The organism is Pseudomonas sp. B12(2026) (assembly GCF_057767015.1).
Window position 1 is genome coordinate 2,818,583 of record NZ_CM173430.1, and the last position, 16,270, is coordinate 2,834,852.

The 16,270-nt window shown below is 67.7% G+C and carries 11 protein-coding genes; 10 read left to right on the forward strand and 1 reads right to left on the reverse strand.

The window, feature by feature from the left end; translation table 11 throughout:
• The first annotated feature begins 65 nt into the window (after nucleotides 1-65).
• The 7 genes from AC3B6A_RS13130 to AC3B6A_RS13160 all read left to right on the forward strand — a co-directional run bounded on the left by AC3B6A_RS13130 (nucleotide 66) and on the right by AC3B6A_RS13160 (nucleotide 11,789).
• Nucleotides 66-962, forward strand: a complete 897-nt coding sequence (locus AC3B6A_RS13130) for a LysR family transcriptional regulator (RefSeq protein ID WP_488403304.1) — start codon at nucleotides 66-68, stop codon at nucleotides 960-962.
• A 152-nt stretch (nucleotides 963-1,114) separates the two neighbouring features.
• Nucleotides 1,115-2,125, forward strand: a complete 1,011-nt coding sequence (locus AC3B6A_RS13135; protein WP_488403306.1) for an aldo/keto reductase — start codon at nucleotides 1,115-1,117, stop codon at nucleotides 2,123-2,125.
• 83 nt (nucleotides 2,126-2,208) lie between these two features.
• Entirely contained in the window at nucleotides 2,209-2,625 is a 417-nt protein-coding gene (locus tag AC3B6A_RS13140) for an SRPBCC family protein (protein ID WP_488403308.1), read from the forward strand.
• Between the two features lie 167 nt (nucleotides 2,626-2,792).
• Nucleotides 2,793-3,926, forward strand: a complete 1,134-nt coding sequence (locus AC3B6A_RS13145) for an HD-GYP domain-containing protein (RefSeq protein WP_488403310.1) — start codon at nucleotides 2,793-2,795, stop codon at nucleotides 3,924-3,926.
• Between the two features lie 44 nt (nucleotides 3,927-3,970).
• Nucleotides 3,971-7,921, forward strand: coding sequence for a response regulator (locus tag AC3B6A_RS13150; RefSeq protein ID WP_488403311.1), 3,951 nt, complete (start codon nucleotides 3,971-3,973; stop codon nucleotides 7,919-7,921).
• Nucleotides 7,922-8,030: 109 nt separating this feature from the next.
• Nucleotides 8,031-10,292 (forward strand): pyrroloquinoline quinone biosynthesis protein PqqF, encoded by a 2,262-nt coding sequence (gene pqqF, locus AC3B6A_RS13155; RefSeq protein ID WP_488403313.1) that lies wholly within the window; start codon nucleotides 8,031-8,033, stop codon nucleotides 10,290-10,292.
• A gap of 297 nt (nucleotides 10,293-10,589) precedes the next feature.
• Nucleotides 10,590-11,789 carry a porin gene (locus tag AC3B6A_RS13160; protein WP_488403315.1) on the forward strand — a complete coding sequence of 400 codons (1,200 nt, stop codon included), beginning with the start codon at nucleotides 10,590-10,592 and terminating at the stop codon, nucleotides 11,787-11,789.
• Between the two features lie 113 nt (nucleotides 11,790-11,902).
• Here the strand turns inward: AC3B6A_RS13160 and AC3B6A_RS13165 are convergent, their stop codons facing one another.
• Nucleotides 11,903-13,408, reverse strand: coding sequence for a 2Fe-2S iron-sulfur cluster-binding protein (locus AC3B6A_RS13165; protein ID WP_488403317.1), 1,506 nt, complete (start codon nucleotides 13,406-13,408; stop codon nucleotides 11,903-11,905).
• Between the two features lie 138 nt (nucleotides 13,409-13,546).
• Between AC3B6A_RS13165 and AC3B6A_RS13170 the strand changes: the two genes are divergently transcribed.
• From AC3B6A_RS13170 to AC3B6A_RS13180, 3 genes are all read left to right on the forward strand, one after another.
• Nucleotides 13,547-13,960, forward strand: coding sequence for a DUF1924 domain-containing protein (locus AC3B6A_RS13170; RefSeq protein WP_488403319.1), 414 nt, complete (start codon nucleotides 13,547-13,549; stop codon nucleotides 13,958-13,960).
• 14 nt (nucleotides 13,961-13,974) lie between these two features.
• A complete protein-coding gene (locus AC3B6A_RS13175) occupies nucleotides 13,975-14,784 on the forward strand; it encodes a diheme cytochrome c (RefSeq protein WP_488403320.1) in 810 nt (269 codons plus the stop codon).
• Between the two features lie 365 nt (nucleotides 14,785-15,149).
• On the forward strand, nucleotides 15,150-16,190 hold the full coding sequence (locus AC3B6A_RS13180) for a cytochrome-c peroxidase (protein ID WP_488403322.1): 1,041 nt from the start codon (nucleotides 15,150-15,152) through the stop codon (nucleotides 16,188-16,190).
• Nucleotides 16,191-16,270 lie beyond the last annotated feature (80 nt).

Genomic DNA, 16,270 nt, shown 5'->3' on the forward strand with positions numbered 1-16,270 from the left:
ATCCTAGTAGCGGCTTGTAAGATCGTACATAACTTAATTCGACATACTTGAGTCCTTGAGGGTCTATGCTCGATCTCAGACAACTCCGTTATTTCGTCGCCGTGGCCGAAGTCGAGCACGTCGGCAAGGCGGCCGAGCAATTGCACATTTCCCAGTCGCCGCTGAGCCGGCAGATCGCCCAGCTGGAGGAGCGCCTCGGCCTGCAACTATTCGAGCGCAGCCAGCAGCGCCTGCGCCTGACTTCCGACGGACGTACCTTCCTGCACGAGACCAAGGCCCTGCTCAAGCACGCCGAACGCCTGGAATCCCTGGGCCGCCGGCTGGGCCGGGGCGAGACGGGCGGGCTGTGCATCGGCTACGTCAGCCACGCCATCCATGCCGGCGTGCTGCCCGATGCCTTGCGCCGGGTGCGCGAGGAGCGACCGGGCATCCATATCGTCCTCTACAACCTCTCGGCCCAGGAGCAGTTCGAGGGCCTGCGCCAGCGCAGCCTGGACATCGCCCTGGTCTGCGAGCCGCCGGCGGCCGACGACCCGGACCTGCTCGCCGCCCCGGTGTTCGACGACCCGCTGCACCTCGCGCTGCCGGTCGGCCACCCGCTGGCGGAACGGGCGGAAATACTCCCGGCCGACCTGCACGAGCAGGACTGGATCATGGTCGAGGGCCAGATGCAGATGAACCGCCGCGAACGCTTCCTCGCCAGCTGCGTGGAAGCCGGCTTCACCCCGGAGATCCGCCTGGAGGCCGCCGAGCCGCTGAGCGCGCTCGGGCTGGTGTCCGCCGGCCTGGGCCTGGCGCTGATCCAGCGCAGCATCGGCGGCGAGCACAACCCCAACGTGGTGCTGCGCGAGCTGCCCTGGCTGGGGCAGAGCACCGGCCTGTGGGCCGCCTGGCACCGCGTCGACCTGCGGCCGATCGTCGGTGAGTTCCGCGAGATGGTGCTGGCCGCGTCGGAGGTTTGAAGGGGCCGGACGGAAAGCGGCTGGGCAAAGGGGGATGACGTTACAGGTCTCAAGTCTGTCGAATTATGACTTGGACGGTCTCGGTTGGCCGGGCATAGGATTGCCGTCACTGGAGTTCACAAGCGACTCCCCCCAACCCGGAGAACCCCGTCATGAGTCTCAAGTCCCTGATCCCCACCCGCCTCGGTTTCGGCACCGCGCCGCTGGGCAACATGTTCCGCGCCGTGCCCGCCGAGGAAGTGCAGGCCACCGTCGATGCCGCCTGGAACAACGGCGTGCGCTACTTCGACACCGCGCCGTTCTACGGCGCCGGCCTCTCCGAAACCCGCCTGGGCGCCGCCCTGGCCAGCCGCCCGCGTGACGAATACGTGCTGAGCACCAAGGTCGGCCGCATCATCCTCGACGAGCTGGAAGACCCGGCCGCCCGCGAACTGGGCGAGAAGAGCGGGCTGTTCGAGCACGGCAACCGCAACCGCATCGTCAACGACTACAGCGCCGACGCCACCCTGCGTTCCATCGAGGACAGCCTCAAGCGCCTGGGCACCGACCGCCTGGACATCGTCTGGATCCACGACATCGCCCAGGACTTCTACGGTGACGAGTGGCTGACCCAGTTCGAGATCGCCCGCACCGGCGCCTTCCGCGTCCTCACCCGCCTGCGCGAAGAAGGCGTGATCAAGGCCTGGGGCCTGGGCGTGAACCGCGTCGAGCCGATCGAACTGACCCTCGACCTGGACGAGCCGCGCCCCGACGGCTTCCTGCTCGCCGGCCGCTACTCGCTGCTGGACCATGAGCGGGCCCTGCAGCGCGTGATGCCGCAGGCGGTGGAGCAGGGCGTCGGCATCGTCGTCGGCGGTCCGTACAGCTCCGGCGTGACCGCCGGCGGCGCGCACTTCGAGTACCAGAAGGCCAGCCCGGCCGTGCTGGCCAAGCTCGAACGCATCCGCTCGGTGGCCCGCGCCCACGGCGTTGACGTCAAGGCCGCCGCCCTGCAGTTCGCCCTGGCCCATCCGGCCGTGGTGGCGGCGATCCCCGGCTCGACCCGTCCGCTGCACGCCAACGAGGACCACGCCGCGCTCAGCGCCGTCATCCCCGCCGCGTTCTGGAACGACCTGCGCGAGCAGGGCCTGATCAGCGCCGTGGCGCCCGTCCCGGCCGTTTGAACCTCCAGCCGCCGGGCCCCGTGGCCCGGCGCATCACAGCCAATCACCGAATCATTTGGGGCATGCGCCCCGGGAGAACCATCATGGCCAAGGCCACTGCATTCATCGACCTCAACGCCGACATCGACCAGGTCTGGCAACTGATCGGCGGCTTCGACGCGCTGCCCGACTGGCTGCCGTTCATTCCGCAGAGCGCGCTCAGCGAGGGCGGCCGCGTGCGCACCCTGAAGAGCGTCGAGGGCGACACCATCATCGAGCGCCTGCTGGACTTCAACGAAGCCGAGCGCAGCTACAGCTACACCATCCTCCAGGGCCCGGCGCCGGTGCGCGACTACCAGTCGACCCTGCGCGTGCTGCCCGGCAGCGAGGGCGAAGGCGTTCGCGTGGAATGGTTCGGCTCCTTCACCCCGGCCGGCATCAGCGACGCCGAGGCCAGCGCGCTGTTCACCGGCATCTATGTCGATGGCCTGGCGGCGCTGAAGCAGAAGATCGAAGGCTGATCGCCCCCCCAAAAAAGCCCTTTGCCCGGCCGTCGCCGGGCAAGGGGCTTTTGCGTTTTTCCGGGGGCGCGGCGCACAGCCGTTATCGGCCAGGAGGCTGTCTATACTCTCGCCTGCGCCCTGGCCGGATCTGCCGCGGGCGCCTTCACTCCGGCGGAGAATGGTCAATGAATGAACCTGGTCCCGTTGTCAGACCGACGATCCTGATCGTCGACGATAGACCCGAAAACCTGACGCTACTGACCGAACTGCTCAGGCTGCCTTACCGGGTAAAGGCCGCCAGGAGCGGCGAGAAGGCGCTGCAGATCGCCACCTCCGACGAGCCGCCGGACCTCATCCTGCTGGACGTGATGATGCCGGGCATGAGCGGCTTCGAGGTCTGCCGGCACCTGCGCGAGAATCCACAGACGCGGCACATCCCGGTGATCTTCGTCACCTCCCGGGGCGCCACCGACGACGAGCTGCGCGGCCTGGAGCTCGGCGCGGTGGACTACCTGACCAAGCCGATCAACCCGCCGACCGTGCTGATGCGCGTGGACAACCAGCTGCGGATCAAGGCCGCCGCCGATTTCCTCCGCGACCAGAACGAATTCCTCGAACGCGAAGTGCAGCGGCGGACCCGCGAAGTGGCGGCCATCCAGGACGTCACCATCCTGGCCATGGCCTCCCTCGCCGAGACCCGCGACAACGAGACCGGCAACCACATCCGCCGCACCCAGTATTACGTCCGCGCGCTGGCCGAGCACTTGCAGGGGCACCCGCGCTTCGCCGCCGAGCTGGACGACGAAACCCTGCACCTGCTGTACAAGTCGGCGCCGCTGCACGACATCGGCAAGGTCGGCATCCCCGACCACATCCTGCTCAAGCCCGGGCGGCTCACCGCCGACGAGTTCGAGCTGATGAAGACGCACACCACGCAGGGGCTCGATGCCCTGGAGAAGGCCGAGAAGCGCCTGGGCACGGATGTTTCCTTCCTGCGGCTGGCCAAGCAGATCGCCTACGGTCATCACGAGAAATGGGACGGCTCGGGCTACCCCCAGGGCCTGGCCGGCGCGGCGATTCCGCTGGCGGCGCGGCTGATGGCGGTCGCCGATGTCTACGACGCGCTGATCAGCCGGCGCATCTACAAGGCCGCGATGCCCCACGAGGCCGCCACGGAATACATCCTGGCCCAGCGCGGCCTGCACTTCGACCCGGATGTCGTCGATGCCTTCGATGCCCTGCAGGGCGAGTTCCGCGGCATCGCCGCGCGCTTCCGCGACGATGACGACGATCCGGCGCATCCGCACGGGCGGCCGTAAGCCACCTTCAGCGAAACCCGCCAACCCTGCCAGGAGGCAGCCCGATGGTGACACCGCTCGTTTTTCTTCAGCGCCTCGGGCTGCGCACCCGCCTGTTCCTCGGCTTCGGCGGAATCCTGCTGCTGGCGCTGGTCCTCGGCCTCTACGGCCTGAGCGTGCAGCGCCAGCAGAACCTGCAGATCAACCAGATCTACGAGAAGGAAATGCTCGGCCTCTCGCATATCGAGTCCGCCCGTGTCGCGCTGGCGGGCATGGGCCGCAACGTCCGGCAGATCGTCCTCGCCGCCGACGAGAGCGGGCGGGCGCAGGCGTTCGGCGAATTCAACGAAGGCAAGATGACCCTGCGCGAGGAGATCGAGCAGGCGCGCCCGCTCATCTACCGCTCGCGGGCCCTGCAGGCGATGGTCCGCTTCGAGGCCGCCTACGAGGAGTACCAGGACCAGATCCAGCGGGTCCTGGTGCTGAACGACCAGCCGCCGAGCGCGGAGAGGTCCACCGACCCGGCGACCCTCACCCTGTTGTCGTCCACGGCGCTGCAACGCCCCGCCGAGGTGGCCAACCAGGCGCTGGCCGAGGTGGCCCAGATCAAGCGCGCGGGCGCCGACCTTGAGGTCAACCTCGCCTCGGAACGCTTCCGCCGCAGCGTCAACCTGACCTTCTGGCTGCTGGGCCTGGGCCTGGGCAGCGGGGTGCTGTTCTGCACCCTGATCAGCCTGTCGATCCGCCGCCCCACCGACCTGCTGCGCCGCTCGGTGGACGCCCTCGGCAAGGGCCAGCTGGGAGTGGAAGTGCCGTTCCAGGGCTACCCCAACGAGATCGGCGAGATGGCGCGGGCGATCACCGCCCTGCAATCCGAGGCCCGGCAGATGGCCAACCAGCGCTGGGTGAAGACCCAGGTGGCGACCCTCAGCAGCGAAATGCAGTCCGTCGCCGGCTCCAACGAGCTGGGCGACCGCGTCCTGGCGGCGCTGGCGCCGTGCCTGGCGTTGCGGCGCGCCTCGGTGCACGTCCACGACGAGGCGCGCGGCGAGCTGGTCCTGCTGGGCAGCTACGCGGCGTCGGTCAACCTGCCCCGGCGCCTGCCGGTGGGCCAGGGGCTGATCGGGCAGTGCGCGAAGCAGCGGCAGCCGATCCACCTGCAGCACCCCGGGAGCGCCGTGGACGAGGAGTACGCGCCGCCGTTGTTCCTCGAAGTGCTGCCGCTGATCCACGGCGAGCGCCTGGTCGGCGTCCTCGCGCTGGAGGGCCTGCAGACGCTGGGTGACAGCCGGCGCACGCTGCTCGAGGAGTTCCTCCCGCTGCTCGCCATGAACCTGGAAATCCTCGAACGCACCTCGCGGACCGAGCAGTTGCTGGCGGAAACCCTCACCCAGGCCGAACTGATGGAGCGCCAGGCGGCCGACCTGCAGGAGAGCGAACAGCGCCTGCAGTTCATCCTCGACCGCAGCCCGGTCAGCGTGATCATCGCCAGCCAGGAGGACATCCACCTGGCCAACCCGAAATTCATCGAGAAGTTCGGCCTGAAGGTCGGCGATGCGACCACCGGGCTCTATGTCGAGCCGGCCGAGCGCAAGGCGATCTGGGACGAGCTGCTGGCGGGCGCGAAGATCGTCGAGCGGGAAATCGGCATGCGTGACCGCCATGGCGGCGAGCGGGACGTCCTGGCGACCTACCTGCCGATCCGCCACCAGGGCGAGATCGCCGTGCTGGGCTGGCTGTACGACATCACCGAGCTCAAGCAGGCCGAGCAGCAGATGCGCCAGGCCAAGGAGCTGGCCGAGGAGGCGACGCGGGCCAAGAGCGAATTCCTGGCCAACATGAGCCATGAAATCCGCACGCCGATGAACGTGATCATCGGCATGAGCAGCCTGGCGCTGAAGAGCGGGCTGGACGCCCGTCAGCACAACTATGTGCAGAAGGTCCACCGCTCCGCCGAGGGGCTGCTCGGCATCATCAACGACATCCTTGACTTCTCGAAGATCGAGGCCGGGATGATGACGGTGGAAAAGGTCGAGTTCCGCCTGGAGGACGTGCTCGACCAGTTCTCCGGCATGGTCGGCTTCAAGGCCGAGGAAAAGTCGCTGGAGCTGCTGTTCCAGCTCAGCCGCGACCTGCCGACCTCGCTGGTCGGCGACCCGCTGCGCCTGGGGCAGGTCCTGCTCAACCTGGGCAACAACGCGGTGAAGTTCACCGAGCGCGGGGAAATCGTCCTCGGCATCGAGCCGGCCGAACTCGGCGCGGGCGAGGCGGAGCTGCATTTCTGGGTGCGCGACACCGGCATCGGCATGACCGCCGAGCAGTGCGGGCGCATGTTCCAGTCCTTCATCCAGGCCGATTCCTCGACCTCCCGCCGCTACGGCGGCACCGGGCTGGGGCTGTCGATCTCCAAGCGCCTGGTCGAGCTGATGGGCGGGCGGATCTGGGTCGACAGCGAACCGGGCAAGGGCTCGGTGTTCCATTTCCATGCGCGCTTCGGCCTCCCGGCCGCCGTCGCGCCACGGCGCATGTTGTGCGCGGACGAACTGCTCGGCGTGCGGGCGCTGGTGGTCGACGACAACGCCTCGGCCCGCGAGATCCTCTCCAGCATGGCGCTGAGCTACGGGCTGGAAGTGGACATCGCGCGCAACGGCGCCGAGGCGCTGGAGTGGATCGGCGAGGCCGAGCAGCGGCGGCTGCCCTACCAGCTGGTGCTGGTCGACTGGCAGATGCCGGGCATGGACGGCATCGAGGTCGTCGCGCGGTTGCGGGCGGGATTCTGCGAGAGTGTTCCGGCGGTGATCATGGTCACCGCCTTCGGCCGCGAGGAGGCGATGGACGCCGCGCAGGCGCGCGGCGTGGAGCTGGGCTCCGTGCTGACCAAGCCGGTCACGCCCTCGACCCTGCTGGAAGCGATCAACATCGCCCTGGGCAAGGAAAGCACCGCCGAGCCGCGCAGCCGCGAACGGCAGAGCGCCACGGCCGAGGCCCTGGCCGGCGTCGCCGGCAGCCGGGTGCTGCTGGTGGAAGACAACGAACTGAACCAGGAACTGGCGCTGGAGCTGCTGGGCGAGGCCGGCATCGAGGTGGTGCTGGCCAACAATGGCCAGGAGGCGCTCGACCGCCTGGCGGCCGACCGCGACTTCGACTGCGTGCTGATGGATTGCCAGATGCCGGTGCTCGACGGCTATGCGGCGACCCGCGCGCTGCGCCAGCGTCCGGAGCTGAGCCAGCTGCCGATCATCGCCATGACCGCCAACAACATGGCCGGCGACCGCGAAGCGGCGCTGCAGGCGGGGATGAACGACCACATCGCCAAGCCGATCGACCCGCCCGCGATGTTCCTCACCCTGTCGCGCTGGCTGTCGCCCTATCGCAAGTCCCGGGCGCCCGTGGTGGCGGAGGCCGCGAAGGCGGAAGCGCCGCGCGAACTCAACCTGCCCGGCATCGACGTGCAGGCCGGGCTGGCCACCTGCGGCGGCAAGCAGGCGCTCCACGAGCGGCTGCTGCGCCGATTCCACGCCAGCTACCGCGACTTCATCGCGCAGTTCCGCGCCATCGACCGGCAGGCCGACCCGGCGGCGGAACGCCGCGCCGCCCACTCCCTGCGCGGCGCCGCCGCCAACATCGGCGCCCGTGCGCTGGCGGAGGCCGCGGCGGCGCTGGAGGAGGGCTGCCGCAGCGAGGCGCCGGCCGAGCGCATCGCCGCGCTGCTGGAGCCACTGCGGGCGGAACTGGACCTCGTGCAGGACGGGCTTGCCGGCTTCCTCGCCAGCGCCGCGCCGGAACCGACCGCCGCTGGCGCCGGAGCGGGCCAGGCGCCGGCCCTGGTACGCCAGCTGCGGGAACTGCTGATGCGCAGCGACACCCGCGCCGAGGAGGTGGTCGGCCAGCTTCGCGGCCTCTACCGGGGCGAGGCGGAAGTGGCCGTCCTGCGGGAACTGGCCACGGCGATCGAGGACTTCGACTACGACCTGGCGCTGGAGCGGCTCGGGCGGATTCCGCTGGCGAGCCAATAGCCCGCTCCGCGATCCCGGCGGGCCGTACCTGCCCAAGGAAGTATTTTGCTTACCCGGCGATGCCGCTAAGGTGGCGGCAATCCCGCCGTCACTGGAACCCGTCCGCGAAATGGCCACGCCTTCCGCCCCGAGTCGAGAGCTGCACCTGCCCAACGGCCTGCGCGTCGCGCTCGTCCATGCGCCGGATTCGCCACGGGCCGCCGCGCTGGTGCGGGTCGCCGCGGGGAGCCACGACGAGCCGGCGGATTTCCCGGGGCTTGCGCACTTCCTCGAACACCTGCTGTTTCTCGACAGCGCCGGGCACCGCGCGCAGCAGCGGCTGATGCCCTGGGTGCAGGGGCGTGGCGGGCGCTTGAACGCCAGCACCCAGGCGCGGACCACCGACTATTTCTTCGAAGTGGCGCCCGCCGATCTCGGCGACGGCCTGGCGCGCCTCGTCGACATGCTGGCCAGGCCGCTGCTCGACCCTGCCGCGCAACTGAGCGAGCGCGAAGTGCTGGAGGCCGAGTACATCGCCCGCTCGGCGGATGCCGGTACGCTGATCGACGCGGCCCTGGCCGCCGCCGTGGCCGAGGGCCATCCGCTGCGCCGCTTCGTGGCAGGCCGGCGCGCCAGCCTGCCGGTGGAGAGCGAGGCGTTCCAGCTTGCCCTGGCCGGTTTCCATCGCGGGCACTATCGCCCCGGCAACCTGCAACTCTGGCTTCAGGGCCCGCAGCCGCTGGATGAGCTGCAGGCCCTGGCCGAGCGGTATTGCGCGGACTGGCCGGCACAACCGCCGACGGCGCGGGATGCCGCGCCGCCGTTGCTGCCGCTGAGCGGGGATGCGCTCGCCCTGCAACTCCCCGGCGCCCCGCGCCTGGTGCTGGCCTTCGTGCTGGACGGGCTGGACGCCGCCGCCGAACAGGCCCTGGAAAACCTGCACCAGCGCCTCCGCGACGAATCTCCCGGCGGCCTGCTGGCCTGGCTGGGTGAGCGCGGGCTGACGGACGAGGCCAGCCTGCGGGTCGTCTATCGCGCCCCGGGGCAGGCGCTGCTGGCGCTGACCTTCGAGTTGGCGCAGGCCAGTGCCGCCGCCGTGGTGGAGGCCGCTTTTCTCGACTGGCTGCGGGCCTTGCGCGAGGCGCCATCGCTCAGCCCCGACGATGATTTCCAGCGCCAGCCGGCGCTGGAGCAACTGCGCCTGCGCGTGCGTGGCTTGCCGGCCGCGCCGGCTCCCGGCTGGCTGGAAAGGCTCGATGGGCAGCCCATGATCCGCCTGCTGGTGGCGCCGGAAGTCCGGGGCCGGCCGGTCGAGGTGGCCGGCTTCCCGCTGCGGCTCGACCGTGCGGCGCCGCAAACCGTCGCCCTGGAACCGCAGCCCTGGCGCTTTGCCGCGCCGTTGCCGGCCAGCACGGCGCGGGCGGGTGCGCTGCACCTGCGCTGGCGCTTCCCTGAGCGCCCGTGCCGCAGCCATTTCCTCGCCCTGCGCCTGGCCTTGCGTCCGCTCGCCGGCCAGGCGCGGTTGCGTGGCGTGACCTTGACGCTGGAGGAGGAGGGCGCCGACTGGGCCCTGTCGGTCAGCGGGCCGGGCGACCGCCTGGACGAGTCCCTGGCCGGGGCGCTGGAGGTGCTGCAACAGCCGCCGCCCGCCGTGCTCGCGCAGCGCGAACGGCTGCTGCGCCGCGACCACGAACGCCAACTGGCGGAATTGCCGATCCGCCAGTTGCTCGCCGCCTTGCCGTCGGCCCTGGCCGGAAGCGCTACGGCGGCTCCCGACTGGCCCTCGGCCCGCTGGGACCTGCTGGCGTGCCACGCCGCGCTGGCGGCGGATGCCCGGGTGCCCGGCGTGCGAGCCGATGCGCCTCTGCCGCCGCCACGGTTGCCCGGCGGACGCCATTGGCAGCGCTGGGCGGGCGAGGGGGAGGCGGCGCTGCTGCTGTTCTGTCCTCTGTCCAGTCGGGACGCCGCCGGCGAAGCCCGCTGGCGCCTGCTCGCCCGAGTGCTGGAGCCCGGCTTCCACCAGCGCCTGCGCGGCGAACTCAACCTGGGCTATGCGCTGTACTGCGGCTTCCGCCAGGTCGCCGGCTGGCGCGGCCTGCTGTTCGCCGTGCAGTCGCCGCACGCCGCCCCGGACGAACTGCTGCAACATCTGCAGGACTTCCTCGACCACGCCGCGCCGGCCGCCATCGCCGAACAGCCGCTGCACGCCCTGGCCGCCACCCTGGCCGGCCCCGACGACGCCTGGCAGGACCACCTGGCCGGTGTCGCCGACGATCACCAGCAACGCCTGATCGATGCCGCCCGCCACCTGACCCGCGCCGACCTCGAGGCCGCCCACGCCGAGCTGCTGAGCGCCAGCGGCGGCTGGTGGCTGCTCGCCAACCGCGCCTGACTCACTTCCTTCGAGCGATCCGGCTCCCTTCGAGCGCACCGGGCCCCGTCGCCCGGAGGCTTCGCTGCGACTTTTTTCCGCCTCCGCAAGGACTGCTACCAAGGTGCCGCTACCTGCCCGACCAAGGTCGCCGGTCCGCCGTCGGGGGTGTGTCATGGCCTTGCGCAGCAAGCCCCGCACCCCCGCCAAGGCAGCAGCGAATCGCGCCCAAGGCAGCGTATGGCCGCGGTTTCCGCGTTTCGATAATCGCCTCCGCCACGACTGAACCGCAGTCGTCAATTCCCCGCGGAGAGCGTCATGAACAAGAACAACACCGCCATTCGCCGTTTCCTGCCCCTGTCCCTGGTTTCCCTCGGGACCCTGGGTTTCCTGCAGGCGGCCGTTGCCGACATCAAGCTGTACGACAAGGACGACACCACCTTCTCCACCGACGGCTACTTCAACGCCTTCTTCGTCAACAGCGACGTGGACCGTAATGGCGACACCTTCGACCGCCGCCAGTCGCGGGTGAAGATGGGCTTCCTGCCCAACTACATCGGCTTCAACTTCGGCAAGAAGATCGACGACCTGACGCTCACCGGGCGCTCCTCGTTCTGGGTCACCATCAACGACGGCGAGCAGGACGGCACCGACACCGCCATCGACGTCCGCCAGTTCTACGGCAACGTCGCCGGCGACTGGGGCGAGGTGCTGATCGGCAAGGACTTCGGCCTGTTCTCGCGCTCCAACATCTTCCTCGACGAACTGCTCGCCGGCTTCGGCAACGCCAGCGACACCCTCGGCCTGGTGGACGGCAAGGGCGTGTCCTTCGGCAACATCGGCACCGGCTACCCGTACCCGTTCCCGACCTCGCAGATCACCTACCGCAACAACAACCTGGCGGACGGCCTGCGCGTGGCGGTCGGCATCATGGACCCGATCGACACCAACCAGATCGACAAGGACGCCAGCGACGGCCTCGACGACAAGGCCTACCAGGACAATCCGCGCTACGAGAGCGAGGTCAGCTACCAGTTCGACCTGGCCGGCGCGCAGATCTACAGCTGGGTCAACGGTGCCTACCAGACCTCGAAGAACACCAACGACACGGTCGACGACGTCACCTCCAAGGGCCTGGGCTACGGCATCCAGGCGAAGATGGGCGGCGTCTCGCTGACCGGCTCGGGCTTCACCGCCAAGGGCATCAACCCGTTCTTCACCAACAACGCCGGCGAAGCCGCGCTGCGTGAGGTGGACAGCCGCGGCATGCTGCTGCAGGGCTCCTACACCTGGGGCAAGAACCGCGTGGCGCTGTCCTTCGGCAAGACCGAGGACGACGGCAACGGCCTGGGCACCGCCGCCGACTATTCCACCCAGGGCATCGCCTACTTCCGCACCATCAATGACAACCTGAAGCTGGTGGCCGAGTACAACCAGTACGAGATCGACGGCCGCCAGGGCTCCGCCATCAGCGAAGACACCGACACCCTGGCCCTCGGCGCCGTGCTCAACTGGTAATACTCCCGACTCCTTTGGCTCCATTTCGGCGGGTCGACCTTGAGGTCGCCCGCTTTTTTTTCGCCCGGAAAAACCCGTCAGCTGCGCGTTATCGTGGCCAGGAGCGGGGGCGATCAGAAGCGCACGTGGGCGAACTCTCCACGGATTTCCGTCTGGCAGGCCAGGGTCCAGCCTCTCGCGATCTCGTCGTGGCTGAGCGCTTCGTTGTTGCGCAGGCGTATGTCGCCATCCTGCACCTTGCAGCGGCATAACCCGCAACTGCCGCTGCGGCATCCGTTGGGCGGCTGCAGCCCGGCGCGTTCCAGAGTGTCCAGCAGCAGTTCACCGGCATAGCCGTCGACATGGATGGAATGTCCCGCCAGTTCGACCTGGATGCCATGCGTCGCCTTGCCCGCAGGCGCGGCGGCCGGCCCCGGGCCGGCGAAGCGCTCGGTATGGATGCGCCCGGCCGGCGCACCCAGTTCCCGCAGGCAACTCTCGGCCAGGTCCATGAAGCCCGCCGGCCCGCAGATGAACACTTCCTCTCCCGACCAGTGATGCAATAGCCGCAACAGGTCCTCTCGTTCGACCCGGCCTCGTTCGTCGTTGAAGCGATCCTGCAGGACGAAGCGCTGCGCGTGGCGTTGCCGCAGGGCAATCAGCGGGGCGGCGAAGATGGCGGAGGCCCGCGACTGGTTCAGGTAGATCAGCCGGGCGTTGCCGCTGCCGTTTTCCAGCAGGTCGCGCAGGATCGAATACACCGGCGTGATGCCGCTGCCGGCGGCCAGCAGCAGGACGTCGGCGGCTCTGTCGGGGTGGACGAACGCACCCGCCGGAGCCCTCGCCGGCAAGGTCATGCCCACCGCCAGATGGTCCAGGAGCCAGTTCGACGCTCGACCGCCTTCGACCCGCTTGACGGTGATCCGCAGGCAATCGTCCAGGCCCGGCGTGCTGGATAGCGAGTAGCAGCGCCACAGCGGCGGATCGGCGCACGGCACCTGGATGCCGAGGAACTGCCCCGCGCGATAGCTGGGCAGGGGCCCGCCGGCCGTGGCGGGAACCAGTTCGAAGGAGCGGCTGTCCGCGGTTTCGTCATGCACAGCCCGGACCCGCAGCCTGAGCTGGCCATCGTCCGCCCGGGTTCTGCCGCGCGCCGTCAGCATCGTCCAGGCCGGCTTGCGGGCGAACAGCAGGAGGAAGCCGAGGTGGGCGAATACCAGCCACAGCGCCAGGTTGGCCAGGAACTCATGGATGTCGGCGGGATCGCCGGGCAGGTTTTCGCCGTCCATCCCGCTCAGTTTCCAGGCGTCCGACAGGCCCAGGGGCAACATCGAATTGAGGAATTCCACGTTGTCGATCATCAACCAGCCCAGCACGGAGCATGCCGCCAGGCAGACTGGCAAGGCCGCCGTCAGTCCCTTCCCGAGCCGGGCCTTCCCTGTTCCGCCCCTGGGGGCGAGCAGGCGGGGGAATCCCCTGGCCTTGCCCAGCCAGGCCAGCAGACGCACGCCGAGCAGGGCCACGAGCCCGTAGCCCAGCCACACGTGCAGTGTTTCAGCGCTGTCGCCACTGAGATAGGCGCCGACGAAAAGCACCGCCAGCGACCAGTGATAGAGTCGGAACCGATTGAACGCGCTCATGCCCGTCTTCCCTTTCAAACCATGAAAGGGGTTCTAGGCGCGCTCCCTTAATTGTCCCTGAACCGCTCTGGCACGGATTTCAGCTTGGATTAAGGGAAAGGCCATAGGTTTTGTATGGCCTTTACAGGGAGAGACCCCATGCGCCAATCCACAGTCGTTACCGCCATCCTGTGTTCGTTGTTCTCCAGCCTGACCCTGGCCGCCGACCCGGCCGCGCTGCTCGAAGACTATGCGGCGCAGGCGCGCCAGCAGGCGCCGGATTTCAGCGGTTTTTCCCCCGAGCGCGGCAAGACCCTGTACTTCCGCGAAGAGACCCGCGACGGCAAGAACATGAGCTGCACCACCTGCCATGGCGATGACCCGATGAAGCCGGGAAAGACGCTGACGTTCCGCAAGATCGAGCCCCTGGCGCCGAGCGCCACGCCAGCGCGCTTCACCGATGCGAAAAAGGTGGAAAAGTGGTTCCGGCGCAACTGCAATGATGTCCTGGGCCGTGAATGCAGCGCCCAGGAGAAGGGCGACTTCATCTCCTGGATCACCAGCCTGAAATAGCCGGAGAGCAGCTCATGAACAGAAAAGGACTGCTGCTGCCGCTGGTGCTGGCACCGATGCTGACCGTATCCGGCTGCCACGCCGACGATCACGGCGGGAGCAGGAACGGGAACTACAAACGGCCCAGGGACCTGTCGGTGTCCGCCGACGCTCCGCAAGCCTGGCGCGACGAATGTTCCGCTTGCCATATCGCCTACCCGCCGGGGCTGCTGCCGGCGGATGCCTGGCGCAAGCAGATGGAAGACCTGGGTAACCACTACGGCAGCAATGCCAGCCTCGATCCCGAGGAAGAGAAAATCATCCTGGAGTTCCTGCTGAAGGCGTCAGCGAACAACCGCCTGCCGGTGGAAGGCGGCAAGCCCGGCGAACCACCGCGCATCACGGAAACCCGCTGGTTTGCGCGGAAGCACCATGAAATCAGGGCTTCCACCTTCAAGCGTCCGAGCATCGGCAGCGCTGCCAATTGCGCGGCCTGTCACCGTGACGCGGAGGCGGGCGACTTCGACGAGGACAGGGTGAGGATTCCAAAGCGGGACAGGCAAGCCGAAGCGAGTCTGGCCGGGACGCCGCGGGGGCAGGATCCGTACATGGGATTTGTTCCGTCCATTCCCGCCGAAGTCAAAAGCCCGCGGGTGAACAACAGCTGCAAGGTGACGACCATCACCTCCAGCATCGACTGCGACACTGCAACGGACGCAAGCCAGAAGCCGAAGGCGGTGATCGTCTGGACGCAGGCATCCGATGGAACCTGGACCTGTACGGTCAGCGGAGCCAGCAACACCGGGCTTGCTCCGAAAAACTGCACCTTCCAGGAGTCCCGATAGGGAGTATTCGGTTTCTACCCCGGCATAACGTGAATCCACTCTTTCCAATCTGTTCCGGCGGCACTGTTCACGAGTTATTCGCACTTCCACCGATTATTTCCCAGGTATCCGAGTTGTCTGGGAGGACGGCGCCTGCTTGAAAGGCGCCATGCGGATCGGCCGATACATGGCTGAAAAACAGGTGGCGCTGATGTGTTTGCTCTCGGCGTCGAATATCAATCGCTACAGCTTCAAAACTTTGCACCACAGGACTGCTCACTTCTCCATGACTGGCCGTATGTGCCTGTCTGGCGCGTGTGGGCGGTTTCTCTTCATGTGTTTTTTGGGAATTGTCACACCCATTGTTTCCTGACAGGGAGAAAACCATGCAACCGGTTAAATTGTTTGCCGTCAGTAATGCGATATTGATCATGGGCATGGCCACTGCCCATGCCGATGAATTACGCACCCAGGCCAGCGGCATCTTCAAACCCATTCCCCCGGAAGTAACCGAGTTACAAGGAAAGCCGCTCACGGCAAGACAGATTTCCCTTGGAAGGCAGTTGTTCTTCGAACCGCGCCTTTCCGCGAGCCAGGTGCTCAGTTGCAATACCTGCCACAACGTCGGCACCGCCGGCGCCGATAACCTGCCGGTCTCCTTCGGCCATGCCTGGCAGAAGGGCGGGCGCAACTCCCCGAGCGTATTCAATTCGGTATTCAATGCTTCGCAGTTCTGGGACGGGCGCGCCAGGGACCTGGCGGAACAGGGCAAGGGGCCCGTACAGAACCCCGTGGAAATGCACAACACGCCGAAAAACGTGGAGGCCACCCTGAACAGCATTCCGGAATACGTCAGCGCATTCCAGAAAGCCTTCCCGGGTGAGAAGCAGCCGGTCAGCTTCGACAACATGGCCCGCGCCCTCCAGGCCTTCGAAGCGACCCTGAACACACCGGACTCGCGCTTCGACCAATACCTGAAGGGCAACGACGGTGCCTTGGATTCCAACGAGAAGAAGGGATTGCAGACCTTCATCTCCGCGGGCTGCACCACTTGCCACAATGGGGTGAACCTCGGCGGCCAGGGCTACTTCCAGTTCGGCCTGGTGAAAAAGCCGGAAGACCGCATCCTGCCGCCCGGCGATAAGGGTCGCTTCGCCGTCACCCATCTCAAGAGCGATGAATATGTATTCCGCGCAGCGCCATTGCGCAACGTCGCGCTTACCGCGCCTTACTTCCATAGCGGTCAGGTCCGGGACCTGAACGAAGCAGTCTCCGTCATGGCGTCCTCCCAGCTCGGCAAAGAGTTGAATACCGAGGAAACCACCGCCATTGTCGCCTTCCTCAAGACGCTGACCGGCAAGCAGCCGAGCATCAATTATCCGTCGTTGCCGCCAAGCACTGACAAAACACCCCACCCCGAGGGTTGATCGGCATAAAAAACGGGGCTCGATAGAGTCCCGTTTTTATTTCCTGTTACCGAAAGAATAAGCGCCTTCGCCCGCCGCTG

Coding starts and splice junctions, on each gene's coding strand:
- AC3B6A_RS13130 (WP_488403304.1), top strand. CDS start 66: ATGCTCGATCTCAGACAACTCCGTTATTTCGTCGCCGTGGCCGAAGTC.
- AC3B6A_RS13135 (WP_488403306.1), top strand. CDS start 1,115: ATGAGTCTCAAGTCCCTGATCCCCACCCGCCTCGGTTTCGGCACCGCG.
- AC3B6A_RS13140 (WP_488403308.1), top strand. CDS start 2,209: ATGGCCAAGGCCACTGCATTCATCGACCTCAACGCCGACATCGACCAG.
- AC3B6A_RS13145 (WP_488403310.1), top strand. CDS start 2,793: ATGAATGAACCTGGTCCCGTTGTCAGACCGACGATCCTGATCGTCGAC.
- AC3B6A_RS13150 (WP_488403311.1), top strand. CDS start 3,971: ATGGTGACACCGCTCGTTTTTCTTCAGCGCCTCGGGCTGCGCACCCGC.
- pqqF (WP_488403313.1), top strand. CDS start 8,031: ATGGCCACGCCTTCCGCCCCGAGTCGAGAGCTGCACCTGCCCAACGGC.
- AC3B6A_RS13160 (WP_488403315.1), top strand. CDS start 10,590: ATGAACAAGAACAACACCGCCATTCGCCGTTTCCTGCCCCTGTCCCTG.
- AC3B6A_RS13165 (WP_488403317.1), bottom strand. CDS start 13,408: ATGAGCGCGTTCAATCGGTTCCGACTCTATCACTGGTCGCTGGCGGTG.
- AC3B6A_RS13170 (WP_488403319.1), top strand. CDS start 13,547: ATGCGCCAATCCACAGTCGTTACCGCCATCCTGTGTTCGTTGTTCTCC.
- AC3B6A_RS13175 (WP_488403320.1), top strand. CDS start 13,975: ATGAACAGAAAAGGACTGCTGCTGCCGCTGGTGCTGGCACCGATGCTG.
- AC3B6A_RS13180 (WP_488403322.1), top strand. CDS start 15,150: ATGCAACCGGTTAAATTGTTTGCCGTCAGTAATGCGATATTGATCATG.